The 14,947-nt window shown below is 61.8% G+C and carries 19 protein-coding genes; 9 read left to right on the top strand and 10 right to left on the bottom strand.

Features of this window, described 5'->3' with window-relative positions; translation table 11 throughout:
* Positions 1–58 precede the first annotated feature (58 nt).
* Positions 59–361 carry a DUF982 domain-containing protein gene (locus tag EJ075_RS25385; protein ID WP_126106202.1) on the bottom strand — a complete coding sequence of 101 codons (303 nt, stop codon included), beginning with the start codon at positions 359–361 and terminating at the stop codon, positions 59–61.
* A gap of 450 nt (positions 362–811) precedes the next feature.
* Here EJ075_RS25385 and EJ075_RS25380 point away from each other — a divergent pair, with 450 nt between their 5' ends.
* On the top strand, positions 812–1,531 hold the full coding sequence (locus tag EJ075_RS25380) for a DUF1236 domain-containing protein (RefSeq protein ID WP_095485518.1): 720 nt from the start codon (positions 812–814) through the stop codon (positions 1,529–1,531).
* Between the two features lie 673 nt (positions 1,532–2,204).
* On the top strand, positions 2,205–2,774 hold the full coding sequence (locus tag EJ075_RS25375) for a hypothetical protein (protein ID WP_126106201.1): 570 nt from the start codon (positions 2,205–2,207) through the stop codon (positions 2,772–2,774).
* A 34-nt stretch (positions 2,775–2,808) separates the two neighbouring features.
* Here EJ075_RS25375 and EJ075_RS25370 read toward each other — a convergent pair whose 3' ends face one another.
* The 3 genes from EJ075_RS25370 to EJ075_RS25360 all read right to left on the bottom strand — a co-directional run bounded on the left by EJ075_RS25370 (position 2,809) and on the right by EJ075_RS25360 (position 5,387).
* Positions 2,809–3,483: a response regulator transcription factor gene (locus EJ075_RS25370; RefSeq protein WP_095485519.1), complete on the bottom strand. Its 675-nt coding sequence runs from the start codon at positions 3,481–3,483 to the stop codon at positions 2,809–2,811.
* Complete coding sequence (locus tag EJ075_RS25365; protein ID WP_095485599.1) at positions 3,483–4,892, bottom strand: sensor histidine kinase; 1,410 nt, start codon at positions 4,890–4,892, stop codon at positions 3,483–3,485. Before EJ075_RS25365 ends, EJ075_RS25370 begins: the two co-directional genes overlap by 1 nt.
* 303 nt (positions 4,893–5,195) lie before the next feature.
* Positions 5,196–5,387: a DUF3606 domain-containing protein gene (locus tag EJ075_RS25360; RefSeq protein WP_095485520.1), complete on the bottom strand. Its 192-nt coding sequence runs from the start codon at positions 5,385–5,387 to the stop codon at positions 5,196–5,198.
* Between the two features lie 307 nt (positions 5,388–5,694).
* Between EJ075_RS25360 and EJ075_RS25355 the strand changes: the two genes are divergently transcribed.
* Together EJ075_RS25355 and EJ075_RS25350 are read left to right on the top strand one after the other, a co-directional pair.
* Positions 5,695–5,994, top strand: a complete 300-nt coding sequence (locus tag EJ075_RS25355; protein WP_095485521.1) for a DUF1236 domain-containing protein — start codon at positions 5,695–5,697, stop codon at positions 5,992–5,994.
* 72 nt (positions 5,995–6,066) lie between these two features.
* Positions 6,067–6,501, top strand: a complete 435-nt coding sequence (locus EJ075_RS25350) for a hypothetical protein (protein WP_126106200.1) — start codon at positions 6,067–6,069, stop codon at positions 6,499–6,501.
* Between the two features lie 81 nt (positions 6,502–6,582).
* On the opposite strand, the gene EJ075_RS25345 is transcribed toward EJ075_RS25350, so the two are convergent.
* Entirely contained in the window at positions 6,583–7,755 is a 1,173-nt protein-coding gene (locus tag EJ075_RS25345) for an amidohydrolase (RefSeq protein WP_126106199.1), read from the bottom strand.
* A gap of 104 nt (positions 7,756–7,859) precedes the next feature.
* On the opposite strand from EJ075_RS25345, the gene EJ075_RS25340 reads away from it, so the two are divergent.
* Both EJ075_RS25340 and EJ075_RS25335 read left to right on the top strand, forming a co-directional pair.
* Entirely contained in the window at positions 7,860–8,678 is an 819-nt protein-coding gene (locus EJ075_RS25340; protein WP_126106198.1) for an AraC family transcriptional regulator, read from the top strand.
* 70 nt (positions 8,679–8,748) lie between these two features.
* The gene (locus EJ075_RS25335) at positions 8,749–9,183 is read left to right on the top strand and encodes a cupin domain-containing protein (RefSeq protein ID WP_126106197.1); all 435 of its coding nucleotides are present in this window, start codon (positions 8,749–8,751) and stop codon (positions 9,181–9,183) included.
* Positions 9,184–9,238: 55 nt separating this feature from the next.
* Here EJ075_RS25335 and EJ075_RS25330 read toward each other — a convergent pair whose 3' ends face one another.
* The 4 genes from EJ075_RS25330 to EJ075_RS25315 all read right to left on the bottom strand — a co-directional run bounded on the left by EJ075_RS25330 (position 9,239) and on the right by EJ075_RS25315 (position 11,895).
* Positions 9,239–9,685 carry a nuclear transport factor 2 family protein gene (locus EJ075_RS25330; protein WP_158302569.1) on the bottom strand — a complete coding sequence of 149 codons (447 nt, stop codon included), beginning with the start codon at positions 9,683–9,685 and terminating at the stop codon, positions 9,239–9,241.
* 108 nt (positions 9,686–9,793) lie between these two features.
* Positions 9,794–10,357 carry a nuclear transport factor 2 family protein gene (locus EJ075_RS25325; RefSeq protein ID WP_126106196.1) on the bottom strand — a complete coding sequence of 188 codons (564 nt, stop codon included), beginning with the start codon at positions 10,355–10,357 and terminating at the stop codon, positions 9,794–9,796.
* Positions 10,354–11,334, bottom strand: a complete 981-nt coding sequence (locus EJ075_RS25320; protein WP_126106195.1) for a CocE/NonD family hydrolase — start codon at positions 11,332–11,334, stop codon at positions 10,354–10,356. The genes EJ075_RS25325 and EJ075_RS25320 overlap by 4 nt, the downstream gene beginning before the upstream one ends.
* A 57-nt stretch (positions 11,335–11,391) precedes the next feature.
* The gene (locus EJ075_RS25315; RefSeq protein ID WP_126106194.1) at positions 11,392–11,895 is read right to left on the bottom strand and encodes a nuclear transport factor 2 family protein; all 504 of its coding nucleotides are present in this window, start codon (positions 11,893–11,895) and stop codon (positions 11,392–11,394) included.
* 100 nt (positions 11,896–11,995) lie between these two features.
* On the opposite strand from EJ075_RS25315, the gene EJ075_RS25310 reads away from it, so the two are divergent.
* The gene (locus EJ075_RS25310; protein WP_126106193.1) at positions 11,996–12,904 is read left to right on the top strand and encodes a LysR family transcriptional regulator; all 909 of its coding nucleotides are present in this window, start codon (positions 11,996–11,998) and stop codon (positions 12,902–12,904) included.
* A 49-nt stretch (positions 12,905–12,953) separates the two neighbouring features.
* Here EJ075_RS25310 and EJ075_RS25305 read toward each other — a convergent pair whose 3' ends face one another.
* Positions 12,954–13,409 carry a carboxymuconolactone decarboxylase family protein gene (locus EJ075_RS25305; protein WP_126106192.1) on the bottom strand — a complete coding sequence of 152 codons (456 nt, stop codon included), beginning with the start codon at positions 13,407–13,409 and terminating at the stop codon, positions 12,954–12,956.
* A gap of 249 nt (positions 13,410–13,658) precedes the next feature.
* Here EJ075_RS25305 and EJ075_RS25300 point away from each other — a divergent pair, with 249 nt between their 5' ends.
* Both EJ075_RS25300 and EJ075_RS25295 read left to right on the top strand, forming a co-directional pair.
* Positions 13,659–14,423 carry a copper homeostasis protein CutC gene (locus tag EJ075_RS25300; protein ID WP_126106191.1) on the top strand — a complete coding sequence of 255 codons (765 nt, stop codon included), beginning with the start codon at positions 13,659–13,661 and terminating at the stop codon, positions 14,421–14,423.
* Between the two features lie 20 nt (positions 14,424–14,443).
* The gene (locus EJ075_RS25295; protein WP_245458007.1) at positions 14,444–14,941 is read left to right on the top strand and encodes a GNAT family N-acetyltransferase; all 498 of its coding nucleotides are present in this window, start codon (positions 14,444–14,446) and stop codon (positions 14,939–14,941) included.
* The last annotated feature ends 6 nt before the right edge of the window (positions 14,942–14,947 follow it).

The raw sequence follows: 14,947 nt of genomic DNA, 5'->3' as shown, positions 1-14,947 counted from the left end.
CAACCCCACCTTCTCCGCCCCTGCGGCGCCGGCCATCTTTCGCCAGGCACTACATCGGTTAGGCCGTCACGCCACCACGGCCGGTTTTCGGTGCCGTCATCCAGGGCACAGCTGCAGAGGCGTCCGCTAGGATTTTGGCCGATCTGGCGAAGCCGGCAAAAGCTTCGCGAGCAACTGAAATGGCAACTTGGCTATCATAAGCGCGCTGGCAAGCTCGGAACGCCGTGTCAAAGATTGGCCCTCTGCGATTCTTCGGCCATTCCTCCAGGAACTCGAAAGCATCAGCCAAGCATCCGATTTCCTCCACCATAAACGCCCCTTTCTTGACGAAAACAGGCCGGTCGAAAGTCCTGTCGTTCATTAGAACCTCCATTCAACTGAACGAGTGTTTGAGCTTCCACGAGAGCCGTGAGCGACGGCTGCGGGAAAATATGTGAACAGCACTTTTTGCTGTCAAGGAAGGACATCAATTTGGGGATTGAAGCAAACTCATCGTAAGATTGGACTGCATGCGGATCTACAGCAGGCTCTCACAACAGCAGAAAGCCCGCGCCCTCGGGGAGAGGACGCGGGCTGATCGGGGCCACCGATCTCGCAGCATTTGTATGAGGGGACAATACGATGCTGCTGGCGTTTAAACTTTCGTGGCGGGACAGTGTTCCATTCTCAAAGGAAAAACCGCAGGCTCATGTTCGGAGATTGGTCGCTGTGGAACGCGTACAGTGCTCCGCCCGGTCAATTCGCCTGGAACAAAATTTCTTGGAGGTGGTTCCCCCCCTGAAGGGACAGACTTTTCGAAGGAGATTATCTCATGAAAAAAGTTCTGATCACCAGTATGCTGGCCATCGGCGTTGGCTGCGGAGCAGCACTTGCTCAGGAACAGCAGCCGGCCGAAATCCAACCGGGCGCCGGCACCGGTTGCGCACCCGGCTCGGCCGATTGTCCGAAGGGCTCGAAGATGGGCGAACAGACCCAGGGCGAGACCGGTACCGCCACCGAGGAGCAGGCTCAAGGCAAAGCGAAGGTGCGGACCGATGAGCAGGCTCAGGGCAAGGCCGGCGCAACCACCGAGCAACAGGCGCAGGACAAGGGGAAGGTCCAGACCGAGCAGCAGACCCAGGGCGAGGCTGGCACCACAACCGAGCAACAGGCGCAGGACAAGGCCAAGGTCCAGACCGAGCAGCAGTCCCAGGGCGAGGCCGGTACCACCACCGAGCAGCAAACCCAGGGCAAGACCTCCACTCAGCAGGATGAGACATCGACCGGCTCGATCGAGAATGTGACCGTTGAACAGAAAACGGAAATCACCCAGGTCCTGAAGGAGGAGAAGGTCGAACCGGTTTCCGACGTCGATTTTGACATCTCCGTGGGCATCGAGGTCCCGCGGCAGAAGGTCAGACTGCATCGTCTGCCACCGCGAATTGTCAAGATCGTCCCGGCTTACGAATCCTACGAGTATTTCGTGTTGGCTGATGGCCGAATCGTCATCGTCGACCCGGATACGCTCAAGATCGTCCTTATTCTGACCTAACGCCCTTGTCGGGCGTGAAGGGGGCTCGCCGCACCCGCGGCGGACCCCTCACCATTCATCGTTTGAAGGTGGAGGGCCACTCATCGGACGGCGACAGCCATTTACGTCGCCAATACACCCCGCTGTTCAAGCTGGCGGGCATTTTGCGTGTCGAGGACCCTTCCGGCCGAACCCTCATCGATCATCCCTCGACGGTGCCTTCATCAACCCCGGGCAGGACTTCAGTCTACCGGCTGGCAGACCATGGGCTGGCACAGGCAGTGCTTTGGTCCGGGGCTGCTATCGCAAAAGCCCCCAATAGGGGAGTTTCAGGAACCGGGCTCCGGCAGGCGTCGTTGCGATGCCGACCCCCCTGACAGGAGGCTGCAATGGACCACAGCATTCAGCAGGCACGTTGGCTGCTTTTCCCGGTATTTGGCTTGGTGTTCGGGGTTGCGGCCGTTGGGCTTATTATCGGCTGATGGGACCCGATCGATGAAGGCAACACGCTTGCGCAGCAATGAGTCCCTTCCTGCGCTAGCGAGACCCACCGGTTTCTCCCCTGAGACCGGTGGGCCTTGACATCGCCTTGTGATGGCGGAAGCGTGACAAGTCGGTGCAGCGCACAGAGGATTGGCTCGGAAACAATAGGCATAATGCAGCGCAGACCGTAACGGTTAGAGGATATTCTAACGTGACATTGGCAAATCTATTGATGACGCCTGTCGTGCGGCGACGAAGGCTTCGCGTCGCCATCTGCCTCACTGCATCGACCTTGATTCTCGTCGTGAGCCCCTACCGTGTGGCACAAGACGGCCTGACGCTTGGCCCGCAGACTGCCTGGGCACAGAATGGTGGCAACGGGAATTCCGGAAACGCTGGAAACTCCGGGAATTCTGGAAATGCCGGGAATTCTGGCAACGCGGGAGATTCTGGCAACTCGGGAAATTCTGGGAACGCGGGAAATGCTGGAAAGTCCAGTGCCAACGCGGGCAAGGGCAAATCAAAATCACCGAAAGACAATCCCCCCGAAGATGCGGTCACCGCGGTAAACCCCGGCAACAAGCCAAAACTATATATCAATGCGGCCACTGGAGACCGGATCGAAGTGCACGGGCCAAGTGTGGGTGTGGTGCATTCCAACGGGCTCAGCGAGCGCATCGACGGTCGCCATTATGAAATGCGGGATGCCATGGGCCGCACCATCATTCGGCGGCAGGCAACGAACTCCGATCGGGCAAGACTGCTCGCCATGATCGAGTGATGACCAGTTCACGGGCCGCAAGGCCCCATTTGCTTCAGGCAGAATGGGGAACAGGCGAATGCTGACGCTCGGTGGCGTCGCGCAACGTCATCGCAGCTTCGGTCCGGTTGCTCACGTTGAGCTTGGAAAGAATGCGCGTCATGTGGTGCTTTATGGTTTTCTCGTGCAGGTTCAGCTGAAGACCGATCCGTTTGTTGCTCAATCCCGCGGCAACGAGCGTCAGGATCTCTCTTTCGCGACTGGTGAGTTCGGCCAGCACGTCGGCTTTCGCCGTCGTGGTTGATCGGGTAGACAAGTCGACCAGCACACGCGCCGACAATTGCGGGCAAACATATCTTTCGCCTAGCGCCACCGTGCGCAGTATGGCGGCCAGGGTTCTCGACCCGACACCCTTCAGGACATAGCCTCGTGCCCCGCTCTGCAAGGCGGTCACGACGTCCTGGTTCTCCTCCGAAACCGTCAGCATCACAATTTTCAGATCCGGGTGTCGCTGCAGAGCCGGCTCGATCGCACTCAGGCCCCCTCCAGGCACCGAGATGTCCATCAGGAGAATATCGAGCTGCTGGTCTTCCGATATCCGCAGGGCGTCATCTCTGCTGCTGCCTTGCGCAATAATCTCGAAGCCGCCGATCTGCTCGAGAGTGCGCACGACGCCTTCCCTGAACAGCGGGTGGTCATCGATGACGGCGAGTTTTATGGCTGCTGGCATCACGCCTGTCCCATTTCAACTGTATTGAGAACCATTTTCACCATCGTGCCATTTTGTGAAGATGTTACGGCAAACTGGCCACCGAGGCTTTCTACCCGCTCACGCAACCCGACGAGCCCCAGCCCTTCAGGGTGGACGATCTTCGGGTCAAAACCGGGGCCGGTATCGGAAACCTCGATAAAAACGCGCTCCCCGTCGAAATGTTTCGCGACCGATTGGCCGGCACCTCCGGCGTGGCGGAAACCGTTGTTCAGCGCCTCCTGGATGAAGCGAAAGAGGCAGATCTTGGCCGCTGGCGACAAGGATGTGTGCCCCCCGGTCATGGACAGCATCACTTTGACGCCGGTCCGCTCTTCGTGCGCTCGCACGGCAAGCTCGAGTATTTCGGTCAGCTCGGCATTCTCGACATGCGGCAGCACAAGGCCCTTGCTGACGTTCCTGATTTCTCGCATCGCGTCGTCCAAATTGGCCTTGATGGCCTGCAATTCGCGTGCACGCGCCGCAGCCGGCGTGGCGGGATCGGCAAGCACGGGACTGTCAATGCCCAGTGCAGCGAGGGCAACCAGTTGCGCCGGCCCGTCATGCAGGTCCGCGCCGATCCGCCTGAGGTAACGTTCGTTAAGCGCCGTGGCGCGCTGCGAAGCACGCTGCACCCGCAATCTCAACATCCGGTTTTGAGCAAGCAGATCGGAAAGTTCGGCAATGCGCTGCTTCAATGACCGGCTCTGGGAACGAATCGTGCGGCTGCCGCGAAAGACGATCGCCGAAAGCCCGAGGAAAAAAATTGCGGTGACGGCAGCGACATCGAGCCAGGTTCGGACGAGTGCCTGCCGGAGGTTCGTTTCAAAATCGGTGGCGATCTCATAAAATTCCAAAACAGCCACGACTTCGCCCGACCACGGCTGAAGTACCGGATTATAGATTTCAAGAAGATGCAAGCCGCTGTCCCGCTCAGCCTGGCTATCCAGGTCATCGAGTTTGTCGAATTCAGCGACCATGTCGCCTGCGAATGCGGCCCGGAGATTGTCGCTGGGTGGAAAGCGCTTCCCGACCAAATCTTTGTTGGTCGAATAGAGGATGGTTCCGTCGCGGCGCCAGAGCTTGAAGGATTGGAGCCTTTTGCCGAGCGCGCCTTGCCCCAGCGTTTCATCCAGCGCATGAGCAACGCTCTCCTCCAGCACTTCGCTCCTGCGCATGTCGGGGAGCAGCGGCGCGATAACGCTGTCGACGTAGAGAGCTGTCGCAGAAGCCGAGTTCCGGGTGACCGCGGCTTCTATCTGGCTTGTCACGGAAATTCCCACCACGATCATCGCCGACAGCGAGAATAGTCCGCCCGCGAGCAGAAACTGAGTGGCCAGCGACAGTGCGTTCCATCGATCGATCAGTCCTGTCGCTCTGTATGGCGCCATATCCCCAACGGCCCAGTCGGCGGCGCGTCGCGCCAGCGGCACGATTCGAGAGAACCGGCCAATCTGTTGTCGAACGACGCTAAGCGACGCCATCTTTGATCTGCAACTGATCAATCCCTAGGGAACTTAGGGCTTTACAGACTGGACGGAAACCACACCCGGCGGTTTTTTCGCATAAGCTCCACTGCCCTCGTTGAGCGAGGCAGCAAAGCCATGAAGCGCCAGTTCCGATGCTTTCGATCTCCCCGGCACAGATGGTGCAACGCCTGATCGCCAATCGCGGCGGAAGGTGCGGCGTATTTTTCACTTCTGGTCGCGCAATGCTCTCACCGCTTGAGTGAGCGTCATCCGATCGTTACCGTTCTTTTTGATCAGCCTACTGACCTGGCTCGGCGAAACGCCATTTTCTCGCGCGAAATGTTCCACCTCGTAGTACTCGTCGACCGACAGGCGCCTGCGGTCGAGGAAGTCTTGGTTGCTTTTCTCGTCGGCCATTTCCTTTCTCCTGGCGAGTTTGACACAGGTGAGAAATGTCGGTCGGAAGCGGGCTGCCGAATGAGGGTGGCGGCCACCCCTCTCCATGAACTCGTCCCGTAAATTTGCGCCGAACGAGTCCGGGCAATCGCGGTTCCGGACCGCTCGACATCCGGCCCCATTGCGCGCAGCAGATCAGACTTAAGTCCAACGGCAGGGCCTCACGGATCGGACCGAAGCCCAGCCAAGGAACGTTTGCAGCGGTCTCATGTTTGAGGGAGTCTAGCGCGAAGAATGATGCCAAGAGAGCTCACATAAGGAGGCAACCATGAAAATGCGTCTTTCCACTGCAGCCGCCGGATTTCTGCTATTGGCAGGTGTCGGCACCGCTGCCGCTCAGGACGTGATCATCGCGCCTGAGCAGGAGACCGTCATTAGGGAATATGTGGAAAAGCAGCCGCTCGCATCGGTGGAGCTCCCCGGGGTGGAACTCAATATCGGCTCAACGCTACCCGATACGGTCGAGCTTCATGAAGTTCCCGACGTCGAATACCGGTACGTTGTCGTGGACAATCGGACCGTTGTCGTTGATCCAGGCACACGCAAGATCGTCAAAATCATTCAGTGACCTGAACGAGAGGGAGGAGACGCCCGCCGCTTCTAAACGAGCGGCGGGCGACTATGTTATGGGCAGCGTCAAATGAGAACAATCAGCAGACTCTTCGATTCCCGCGACCAGGCAGCGCGTGCCGTTGCCGCGCTTCAGGCGGCAGGAGTTTCTCACGAACAGATCAGCGTCATCGGACCCTACGACGACGAAATCGGCGCTGTCCTGCGCGGTCCGGGCGGTGCCGCCCTTGGCGCGGCAGCTGGTCTGTTAATCGGCCTGTGGACTTTTGGAACCACCGGCATTGATCCTGTCGGAGCGGCGGCTGGCCTGACTCTCGTCGGAGGAGCCTGCGGCGGCTTTGCTGGTGGGCTTCTCCAGACACTCGCCAAAAAACCGGGTGAGCCCAACCTTGTTCAAGGAGTTATTCTGGTGATGGCGCATGTCGACGAAATCCAGGCCGATACGGCGCAGGCGGCGCTCGGAAGTCCCGTTCCCGTAGAGCAACTCGAGGCCACGGCCGGGTGAAATGCGCCGGGTTGGCGCGCTGACGACGAAGCGCGTTCAGATCGGCAGTTCTCGCTGGACCATCAATTCCCCTCTGACGGTTCACGAGACGGCAAGCGTTTGCTCAACCAGATTGACGTAATAGCGCATCACAGTCGGCACGATTTCGTCGTTGAAGACATAGCGATCGCCGTGCAGGCCCTCGCCGGGGCCGACATCGCCGGCGCCGATCCACACGTAGCAGCCGCCGGCCTCGCGGATCATGAAGGCGAAATCCTCGCAGCCCAGGCTCGGGCTAAACTCGGTCGAGACGTTATCCCTCCCGACGGTTGCGGCGGCCGCCTTGACGGCGCGAGCTGTCGCGTGGGCGGTGTTGATGAGCGGCGGATAGCCCTTCTTGTAATCGAGCGTGGCCTTGAGCGAATGGGCCGCGGCAATGCCCCGGGCGATCTCGTCGATCAGCTTCTCGCAGTGATCGGAATGATCGGGTTCGAAAAACCGGCAAGTGCCTTGCAGCCAGACCCTGCCCGGCACGATGTTGCCGACATTGCCGCCATGGATCTGTGTCAGGCTGACGACCAGCGCGCTTTGCGGGTCGACCGAGCGGCTGACGATGCGCTGAACGGCCTGGACAAACGCGCCCGCGGCCAGGATCGGGTCGTCGCCGAGCTGTGGCATGGCGGCATGTGCGCCAAGACCTTCGAAAGTCAGCTCGAAATTGTCGACCGCCGCCATCTGAGGTCCAACGCGAGCCGCGATCGTGCCTAGCCTGACGCCCGGCCAGTTGTGGACGGCATACATCGCCTCGACCGGAAAGCGCTCGAACAGGCCGTCCTCGATCATGCGCATGCTGCCGCCTTCGTTTTCCTCGGCTGGCTGGAAGACGAAATAGACGGTGCCGTCGAAGGCGCGGAATTGGCTGAGCAGTCTGGCGGCGCCGAGCAGCATGGCTGTGTGGCCGTCATGGCCACAGGCGTGCATCACGCCCGCATTCCTGGAGGCATAGGGCAAGCCGGTCTTCTCCAGGACCGGAAGCGCGTCCAACTCGGCGCGAAGACCGATGGCGCGTGCGCCGGTGCCGCCGCGCAGGACGCCGACAACCCCGGTGCCGCCGATCCCCTCATGAACCTCGTCAAAGCCGAAGGCGCGCAGTTTCTCAGCGACGAAGCGTGCGGTTTCGTGCTCGTTGAATCCGAGTTCTGGATTGGAATGGATGTGGCGGCGCCAGGCTACGACCTCTGGCGTCAAGGCGGCGATGGGGTCATTGTGCAGCACGATGCTCTCCTTCTACGCCGGCAAAGGGCGGTTTGGTCCGGGATAGATTAGAAGGTCGCGCAAGAGGCGTCTTGAACCAGATTGACCGCAGCAGGGACAAAAACGTGCACGCGAACGAAACCAGTAAATACTGGCGTCATCCCTGCTTCCCTGACCTTGGCCTGTTCAAGGCGCGCTTCACGAAGCATCGTTACGAGTTGCACACGCATCCGACCTATGTGATCGCGCTGATTACTTCCGGCTGCGAACGCATTCGCATCGGACGCCACAGCGTTGTCGCTCCGGCAGGCACTATTGCCGTCGTCAATCCCGAGGAGTGGCATGACGGGGAACAAGGCGCGGATGAAGGCTGGGCCTACCGGACCTTTTATCCCTCGGTTCCGCTGATGACGGCGGTCGCCCGCGAGTTGGGCTGGGATGGCGCTCCGGTTTTCTCGCACGCGATCATCGAGGACGGCGGTCTCGCAGCAGCGTTGGCGGCGGCGCATGAAGGCTCGACGTCTCAGGACGCGACGCAGGCCGAGGCGTCGCTGCTCGTCGCCTTGAGGCATCTCATCGTTCGGCATGGCGATTGGGACGGGCTGGCAGAGGAGGTCGAAAGCTCGGGATCGCGACAGCGGTTCTCGCTCTACCAGAACCTTGTTGAAAGCGAGCTTGGCTCGCAACTCGACCTGCAGCGGCTTGCCGACGCCGCGCGCGTGACCCGGTTCCAGGTCATCCGGGATTTCAAGAAGCTGATCGGCCTGACGCCCGCAGCCTATATCCGCGACCGGAGACGGCGTCGCGCCAGCTGCTTGATCGAACAGGGGCTCGGCCTCGCCGATGCCGCCATTGCGGCAGGTTTCGCCGACCAGAGCCATCTTTCCCGCACGTTCCGGGCTGCGCATGGCATGACGCCTGGCATGTTCAGGAGAGGCGCCTAAGCCTCGCGAAAGGAGACGCTTGCGCGCGGATATCTGCTGCGCGATGGTGAAGCTGGGCTTGGGAGGAATCATGCGAAAAATCCTGGTATCGACGACGCTGCTGCTCGCGGCCGCGCTATTTGCGAATGCCGCTCAAGCGCTGGACAGCAGCGGGACGCCGGTTGTCGTGTCTCCACTTGCGTCACGCACGCAAACCGCATCCGGCCAGCCGATAACACTGCCGCAGAAAAACGTGCAGGTTCTGGTTTCGTCCTTTGAGATAGCGCCGGGCGCGACCTTGCCGGTCCACAAGCACCCGTTTCCCCGTTATGCCTATGTCCAAGGCGGAACGCTTCAAGTCACCAATGTCGAGACCGGCAAGAGCAACACATACAAGTCAGGCGATTTCATCATCGAAATGATCGGGCAGTGGCATCAGGCCACCAATGTCGGCGCCGATCCGGTGAAGCTGCTGGTTATCGATCAGGTCGAAGAAGGCACCAAAAACACGGTGTTGCGCCAGTAGCTGGCATTTCTGAACACAGCGTCCGTGGCGGACCCCTCAGAGGGCGTCACTGAGGTCAGAAGGTGAACCCCTCCGGCAAATTGTGAGTCCAATACCCTTCCTCGACGAGTTCACTGATGCGCCAGCCCTCGGGCGTGCGCACGACGCGGTCGCGATACCAGAGCCCCTGGAAGAAGACCTGCCTTTTGCCGTCGCCGAGGTCGACCACCATTGGGCATGAACAATGCACGCGCGCGCTGGCCTCGTCCCCTCGGACTTCAAGAAGAATTGTCGAAATGGCATGCTGCGAGATCAATATCTTCGACAGGGCGCCTTTCATGAAAGCAACATGCTCATCCACGCCGCTCCTGATTCCGCCCGTCACAGTGTCGTCAAGCACGGCATCGGGTGTGAATACGTTCCGATAGGCTTCCCAGTCGCGATCGTCCACGGCGTAGCAATAACGAACAAGCAGTTGTTCGATCTCAAGCCGATCCGAAATCTCCTGCAGTGAAAGGGTCATGTCTTGCCTCCGCAGTTCGCGGCACTGATACCGCATGCGCCAAGCCTACCCCGACATGTCGATCAATATTCCCATTGATGACGCTCCGAGCAACCTCGAATCGGCTGCTCAATTCGCCGCCGCATTCACCCGGTCCGCGGCGGCGGTCAGCACGGCGCGGTCCCCCTCTTCGTATAAGCGATGGATGGAGATGGCGCTGACGCGCCAGCCTTCTGGTGTCCGCACCAGTCGGTGGAGATAGCTTGCGCCGACCGTCCAGAACCGGGTGTCGATCCAGTGGGTCGCGCGAACATGGCTGCGCGCAACGGCATCGTTGCCCGCGCCTTCGACAACGATGTTGGTGATGAGGTGCTGGGTAGCGTCGAAGCCCGGCAGCAGGTCTTGCCACTGGGCAATCAGCGCGTCGCGGTCGCTGGTCGCGACCTCGCCACCGAAAAGGCTCGTATAGTCGGTCATGACGCGGGCCGCGAAATACGATTTGACCTGGTTCCATTCGCGCAAATCGGCATAGAGCCCGATCCCCGCCACTGCCTCGGCGATGGCGGTCCTGTCTTCGAGCGTCAGCGCAGCCGTGGACTGCGAGGTGTTCAAGGCCGACGCAGAGGTGGCGGCAAGCGTCGCGGCGAAAACTGTCGAGGCCAGGACGACGTGCCGGCGGGTGACGGCGCTCATTGCCCCGCCTCCCCTGCACTGCCCAGCGTGGCGCGGAAATGCGCGGCGACGGCGTCACTCGCCGCTTTCACCGGCCCGGCACGGTCGTAGAAGTCGAACTGGGTGACGTTGTCGAGCCACAGCTCCTGCTTCGGCCCGGTCAGCCGCGCGTAAAATTTGTGCGCGCCCTGCGGGATGGCAGCCGCCTCGCTATGCACCATCACAAAGGGCTGATGCAGACGGGGAGCAGCCTGGATCGCATCGAATGTCAGCCAGCCGCGCCAGAAGGCCGGATCGGCCTCGTTGCGCCAGGCCGGGATCATGCCGCGATCGGGCTCGGTGTAGTAAGGCACCTTGAACATGATCGCGCGATCGTCGGTCAGGCTGGCGGCGGGCAGGAAGGCCTGTTTGCCGGTGCGGTGATACGCCGCCTCGGCTTCATCGCCCGCGGCTTCAAGCTTGGCGACGCCGTCCTTGCCGCCATAGGTCTGTTCGACCACATCGGCGTCGTGCAGCCAGGGTGCGACGAGAGCGACCGACTTGATCGCCGTATTTTTAGCGGCGGCAGTGACCATGTAGCCGGAGCTGGCGCAAATGCCGAGCCCGCCGATGCGGTCCTTGTCGGTCTCGGGCCGGGTCGCGAGATAGGCGACCGCCGCCTCGATATCGGCGATCTTGGCGCTGGGATCCTCGTATTGGCGACGTGCGCCGCCGCTTTCGCCCCAGCCGCGAAAATCGAAGGTCAAGGCGACGAAGCCGCGGTCGGCCATCTCGCGGGCGTAGCGGGCCGACATCTGTTCCTTCACCGTCATCCAGGCGCCGGTCACGACCAGTGCGGGCCGAGCTTCCATCGCGTCTAGATCCTCGGGCAGATAGAGGTCGCCGACGATCTGCTCGCCATGCGAGGCGAAAGTGACGCGCTCGACGCGCTGTGCGGCGAAGGCAGTGGAGGCGAGCGCGACGGCGGTTGCCGCGGCTAGTGTCAGGGTTTTCAGCATCGCAAGTCTCCTTTGGTTTGGAGCGAGAAGCGCGGCAAGTTGAGGAAAGCCACCGTCTCAGCGATCATCCGTCAGTCGGCCAGGCAGTGGCTTCAGCGGGTAGTGCGCCCAGTAGAAGGCGTCCGACTGGTACATGTCGGTCAAAAAATTCTGTGCTTCAGTGATCTTGCCGTCCTGGATGCGGAACATCAGGGCGTAGAGCTGGTCGATCTCGGGACCTGAGCCGACGTTCGACCAGCCGCGATGAATGTCGACGACGAGGTCGCCCTGCGCCTGGAAGAAGATCGGCTCAGCCCTAAATTTGCCGTCGGCCAGGCCGCGGAAAAAGGCGACCACCTCCTCCGGCCCCCGCTTGTCGCCGGCGAGCGGATGATGGCCGGGAATGCGCCACACGATGTCGGGCGCGAGGAAGGGGCGCACGGCCTCCGGGTTCCCGGTCGCGTAAGCCGCGTAATAGTCCTTGATGAGCTGGATGTTGCGGTCTTCCTGCGGACCGCTGTTCGCGGGGGCGGTAGACACCGCCAGGAGAGCGCCGGCGGCGAGCGAAGCGAGCCTGGTCATCGGTCCTGTCTCCTTGCTGTTTCGTCGGACCCAACATGACGCTTTTTGTTCACCGGAAAAATCCGTATAGTTCGACAAGGCTATTTGGAATTTCCTCACAATGCGCCTCGACCAGTTCAGCGGGATTGTCGCCTTCGTGAAGGTCGCGCAGGTCAAGAGCTTCACCCGCGCCGCCGCCGAACTCGGCGTCGCTCCGGCCTCGTTGAGCGAGGCCGTCAAGGGGCTCGAGGAGCGTCTGGGGGTGCGGCTCCTCAACCGCACGACCCGCAGCGTCGGTTTGACCGAAGCCGGCGCCCACTACCTCGACCACGTGCGCCCAGCGGCCGAGGAGATCTGGGCAGCTGGCGCGGCGCTGCGCGAGACCCGCGATCGCCCCGCCGGCACGCTGCGCCTGAGCCTGCCGTGGATCGCCGCGCCGCTGCTGATCGAGCCGCTGATGGGGCCGTTCATGGACGCTTACCCGGAAGTGCGGCTTAGCGTGATCTTCGACGACAATTTCGTCGATATCGCCGCTCAGGGCTTCGATGCCGGTCTGCGGATCGGCGAGCTTCTCGAGAAGGATATGATCGGCGCGCGTCTGGGCGGGCCGCTGCAGACGGTCGTGTTGGGGAGCCCGGACTATCTGGCGAGGAACGGCACGCCGACGCGGCTGGCCGACCTCGCCGCCCACCGCTGCATCGCCTTCGCCTTCACCCGCACTCGCGCCATCTCGCCCTGGGAGTTCGTGGTCGATGGACGCCAGGTCGAGTTCACCCCGGACGCACGTCTGATCGTGAACACACTTCCGCTCTGCATTACCGCCGCCGCGCAAGGGCTTGGCCTTGCCTTCGCCGTCGAAGGCCTCGCTGCGCCACTTCTCGCCTCAGGCGCGCTGGTCAAGGTGCTGGAGCCTTTCTGTCCCACCTACGAACCGCTCCACCTCTATTATCCCAGCCGCCGCCTCGTCCCGCCCAAGCTGCGGGCCTTCATCGACTTCGTGCGCGCGAACGCGCACAATTTGCGGATCTGACGCGCCGCCGCGAAATCTGCCACGGCGCAGATCGGCGAGCCGCTCCGGCTCACCCCCAGGCGCCGACCATCTGCCTGGTGGCGGCGTTGAGGCGATTGAAGGCGTTGATCAGGGCAATCTGGACGACCAGGGCGGCAGGCGCCTTCTCGTCATAGTGCCGGGCGGCCTCGTCCCAGATCGCGTCCGGCACCGGGTCCGGCCGGTCGCAGAGCCGGGTTGTTGCCTCGGCAAGCGCAGGAGCCGCGCGTTCGGCGTCTGTGAAGTACGGCGTCTCCCGCCAGGCGGATACGGTGAAGACGCGTTCGTCCTTTTCGCCGGCCTTCTTCAATTCGCGCGCATGCATGTCGATACAGACGCTGCATCCATTGATCTGGCTGGCGCGCAAATGGACGAGCTTGCGTGTCACATTGGGCAGGTCAGCCGTTTCCGTCGACTTGTCCAGCGCGAGCAGCGCCTGCAGCGCGCCGGGAATGAGAAGCACAGGGTCTTTCAGTCTTGCTTGCATGGTGGTCTCGTTCAGACGTGTTTTGTGCGAGTGCGTTCTGCCGAGCCGGATGTCGCGCCGTCCATGCAAAACAATAACTGATTGGTTATGAATTGACGCATAACTCACGGGTTATGAATGTGTCAAGTGAGGAACTGGCGGCAATGCAAACGGCAACGACCTGTCGCGCGTTGAGCCAATAGTTCCGGCTTTCACGGCAAGGGGCCCGATGCTAGGGCTGCACGTCTTGAATCAGCAACGGATGCCCCCGTGACCGACACCGAACGCCCTCGCCTGCCGCTGATCGAAATCTGCGTCGAAGGCATAGATGGCCTGCTCGCCGCCCAGGTCGCCGGCGCCGACCGGGTCGAGCTGTGCGCCAGCCTCGTCGAAGGCGGCATCACGCCGAGTTTTGGCACCGTGCGCGCCGCGCTTGAGCTGGCGACGATCCCATTCCACGTCATCGTGCGGCCGCGCGGCGGCGATTTTCTCTACAGCGAGGCCGAATACAGTTCGATGCTCGCCGATGTGCGCGCGCTGCGCGAGCTTGGCGTGGCCGGTGTCGTCGTCGGCTGCCTGAGCGCCGACGGCACCATCGACGAAAAGCGCATGAGCGAATTGGCACAGGCGGCAGGGTCCTTGAACGTGACCTGCCACCGTGCCTTCGACATGACGCGCGATCCGGCAGAAGCGCTGGAAGCGCTGATCCGCAGCAAGGTCGGCCGCGTGCTGACCAGCGGCCAGCGCGACACCGCATTGGAAGGCATAGCCCTGCTGGCGGACCTCGTCCGGCAGGCGGGGAAGCGCATCATCATTCTCGGCTGCGGCGGGCTCGACCCGAGGAATATCGCCGAGGTGCGGGAAAAAACCGGACTGACGGAAATGCACTTCGCCGCACTCAAGGACGTGCCGAGCGCCATGCGCTACCGCAATCCCCAGGTTGGCATGGGCGGCACCGACCTCGACCGCGAGTACCGCAACACGGTGACCGACGCGGCGCTGGTGGCGACGACGATTGCGGCGGCGAGAGCATGATCCCGGAAGGAAGAAAACACGTGACGCAAGCACGCTTGCCGATCGAAAAAGTCTCGCCGCAGGACGAGCCCGCCGTCCTCGCCCTCAACAACGAGCACGCGGCCGAGTTGTCGTGGCTTGAGCCAGAGCGCCTGTCCTTCCTACTCGGCGAGGCGTTTTATGCGCGTCGCATCGGTGCGCTCGAAGCCTTCATCATGACCTTCGACCAGCAGGCCCGCTACGACAGCCCGAACTTCCTGTGGTTTCGCGAGCGCTATCCGCGCTTCGTCTATGTCGACCGTGTCGTCGTCGCGGGAGAAGCGCGTGGCCGCGGCCATGCCCGCAGGCTCTATGAGGATCTATTCGACCATGTTTCGCGTGCCGGCCAGACCGTCGTCACTTGCGAGGTGAATGCCGAGCCGCCCAATCCGGCTTCGGATGCCTTTCACGCAGCGCTCGGCTTCGTCGAGGTCGGCGATGCGGTGATCCATGGCGGCAAGAAGGCGGTGCGCTACTATACCAGGCAGATCACCGGCTGAGGCGAC

It is taken from the genome of Mesorhizobium sp. M6A.T.Cr.TU.016.01.1.1 (assembly GCF_003952585.1).
In the GTDB taxonomy this organism is placed as follows: Bacteria; Pseudomonadota; Alphaproteobacteria; order Rhizobiales; family Rhizobiaceae; genus Mesorhizobium; species Mesorhizobium mediterraneum.
Note: the sequence above shows the minus strand (reverse complement) of the source record. Positions and strands in the feature narration are given on the sequence as shown.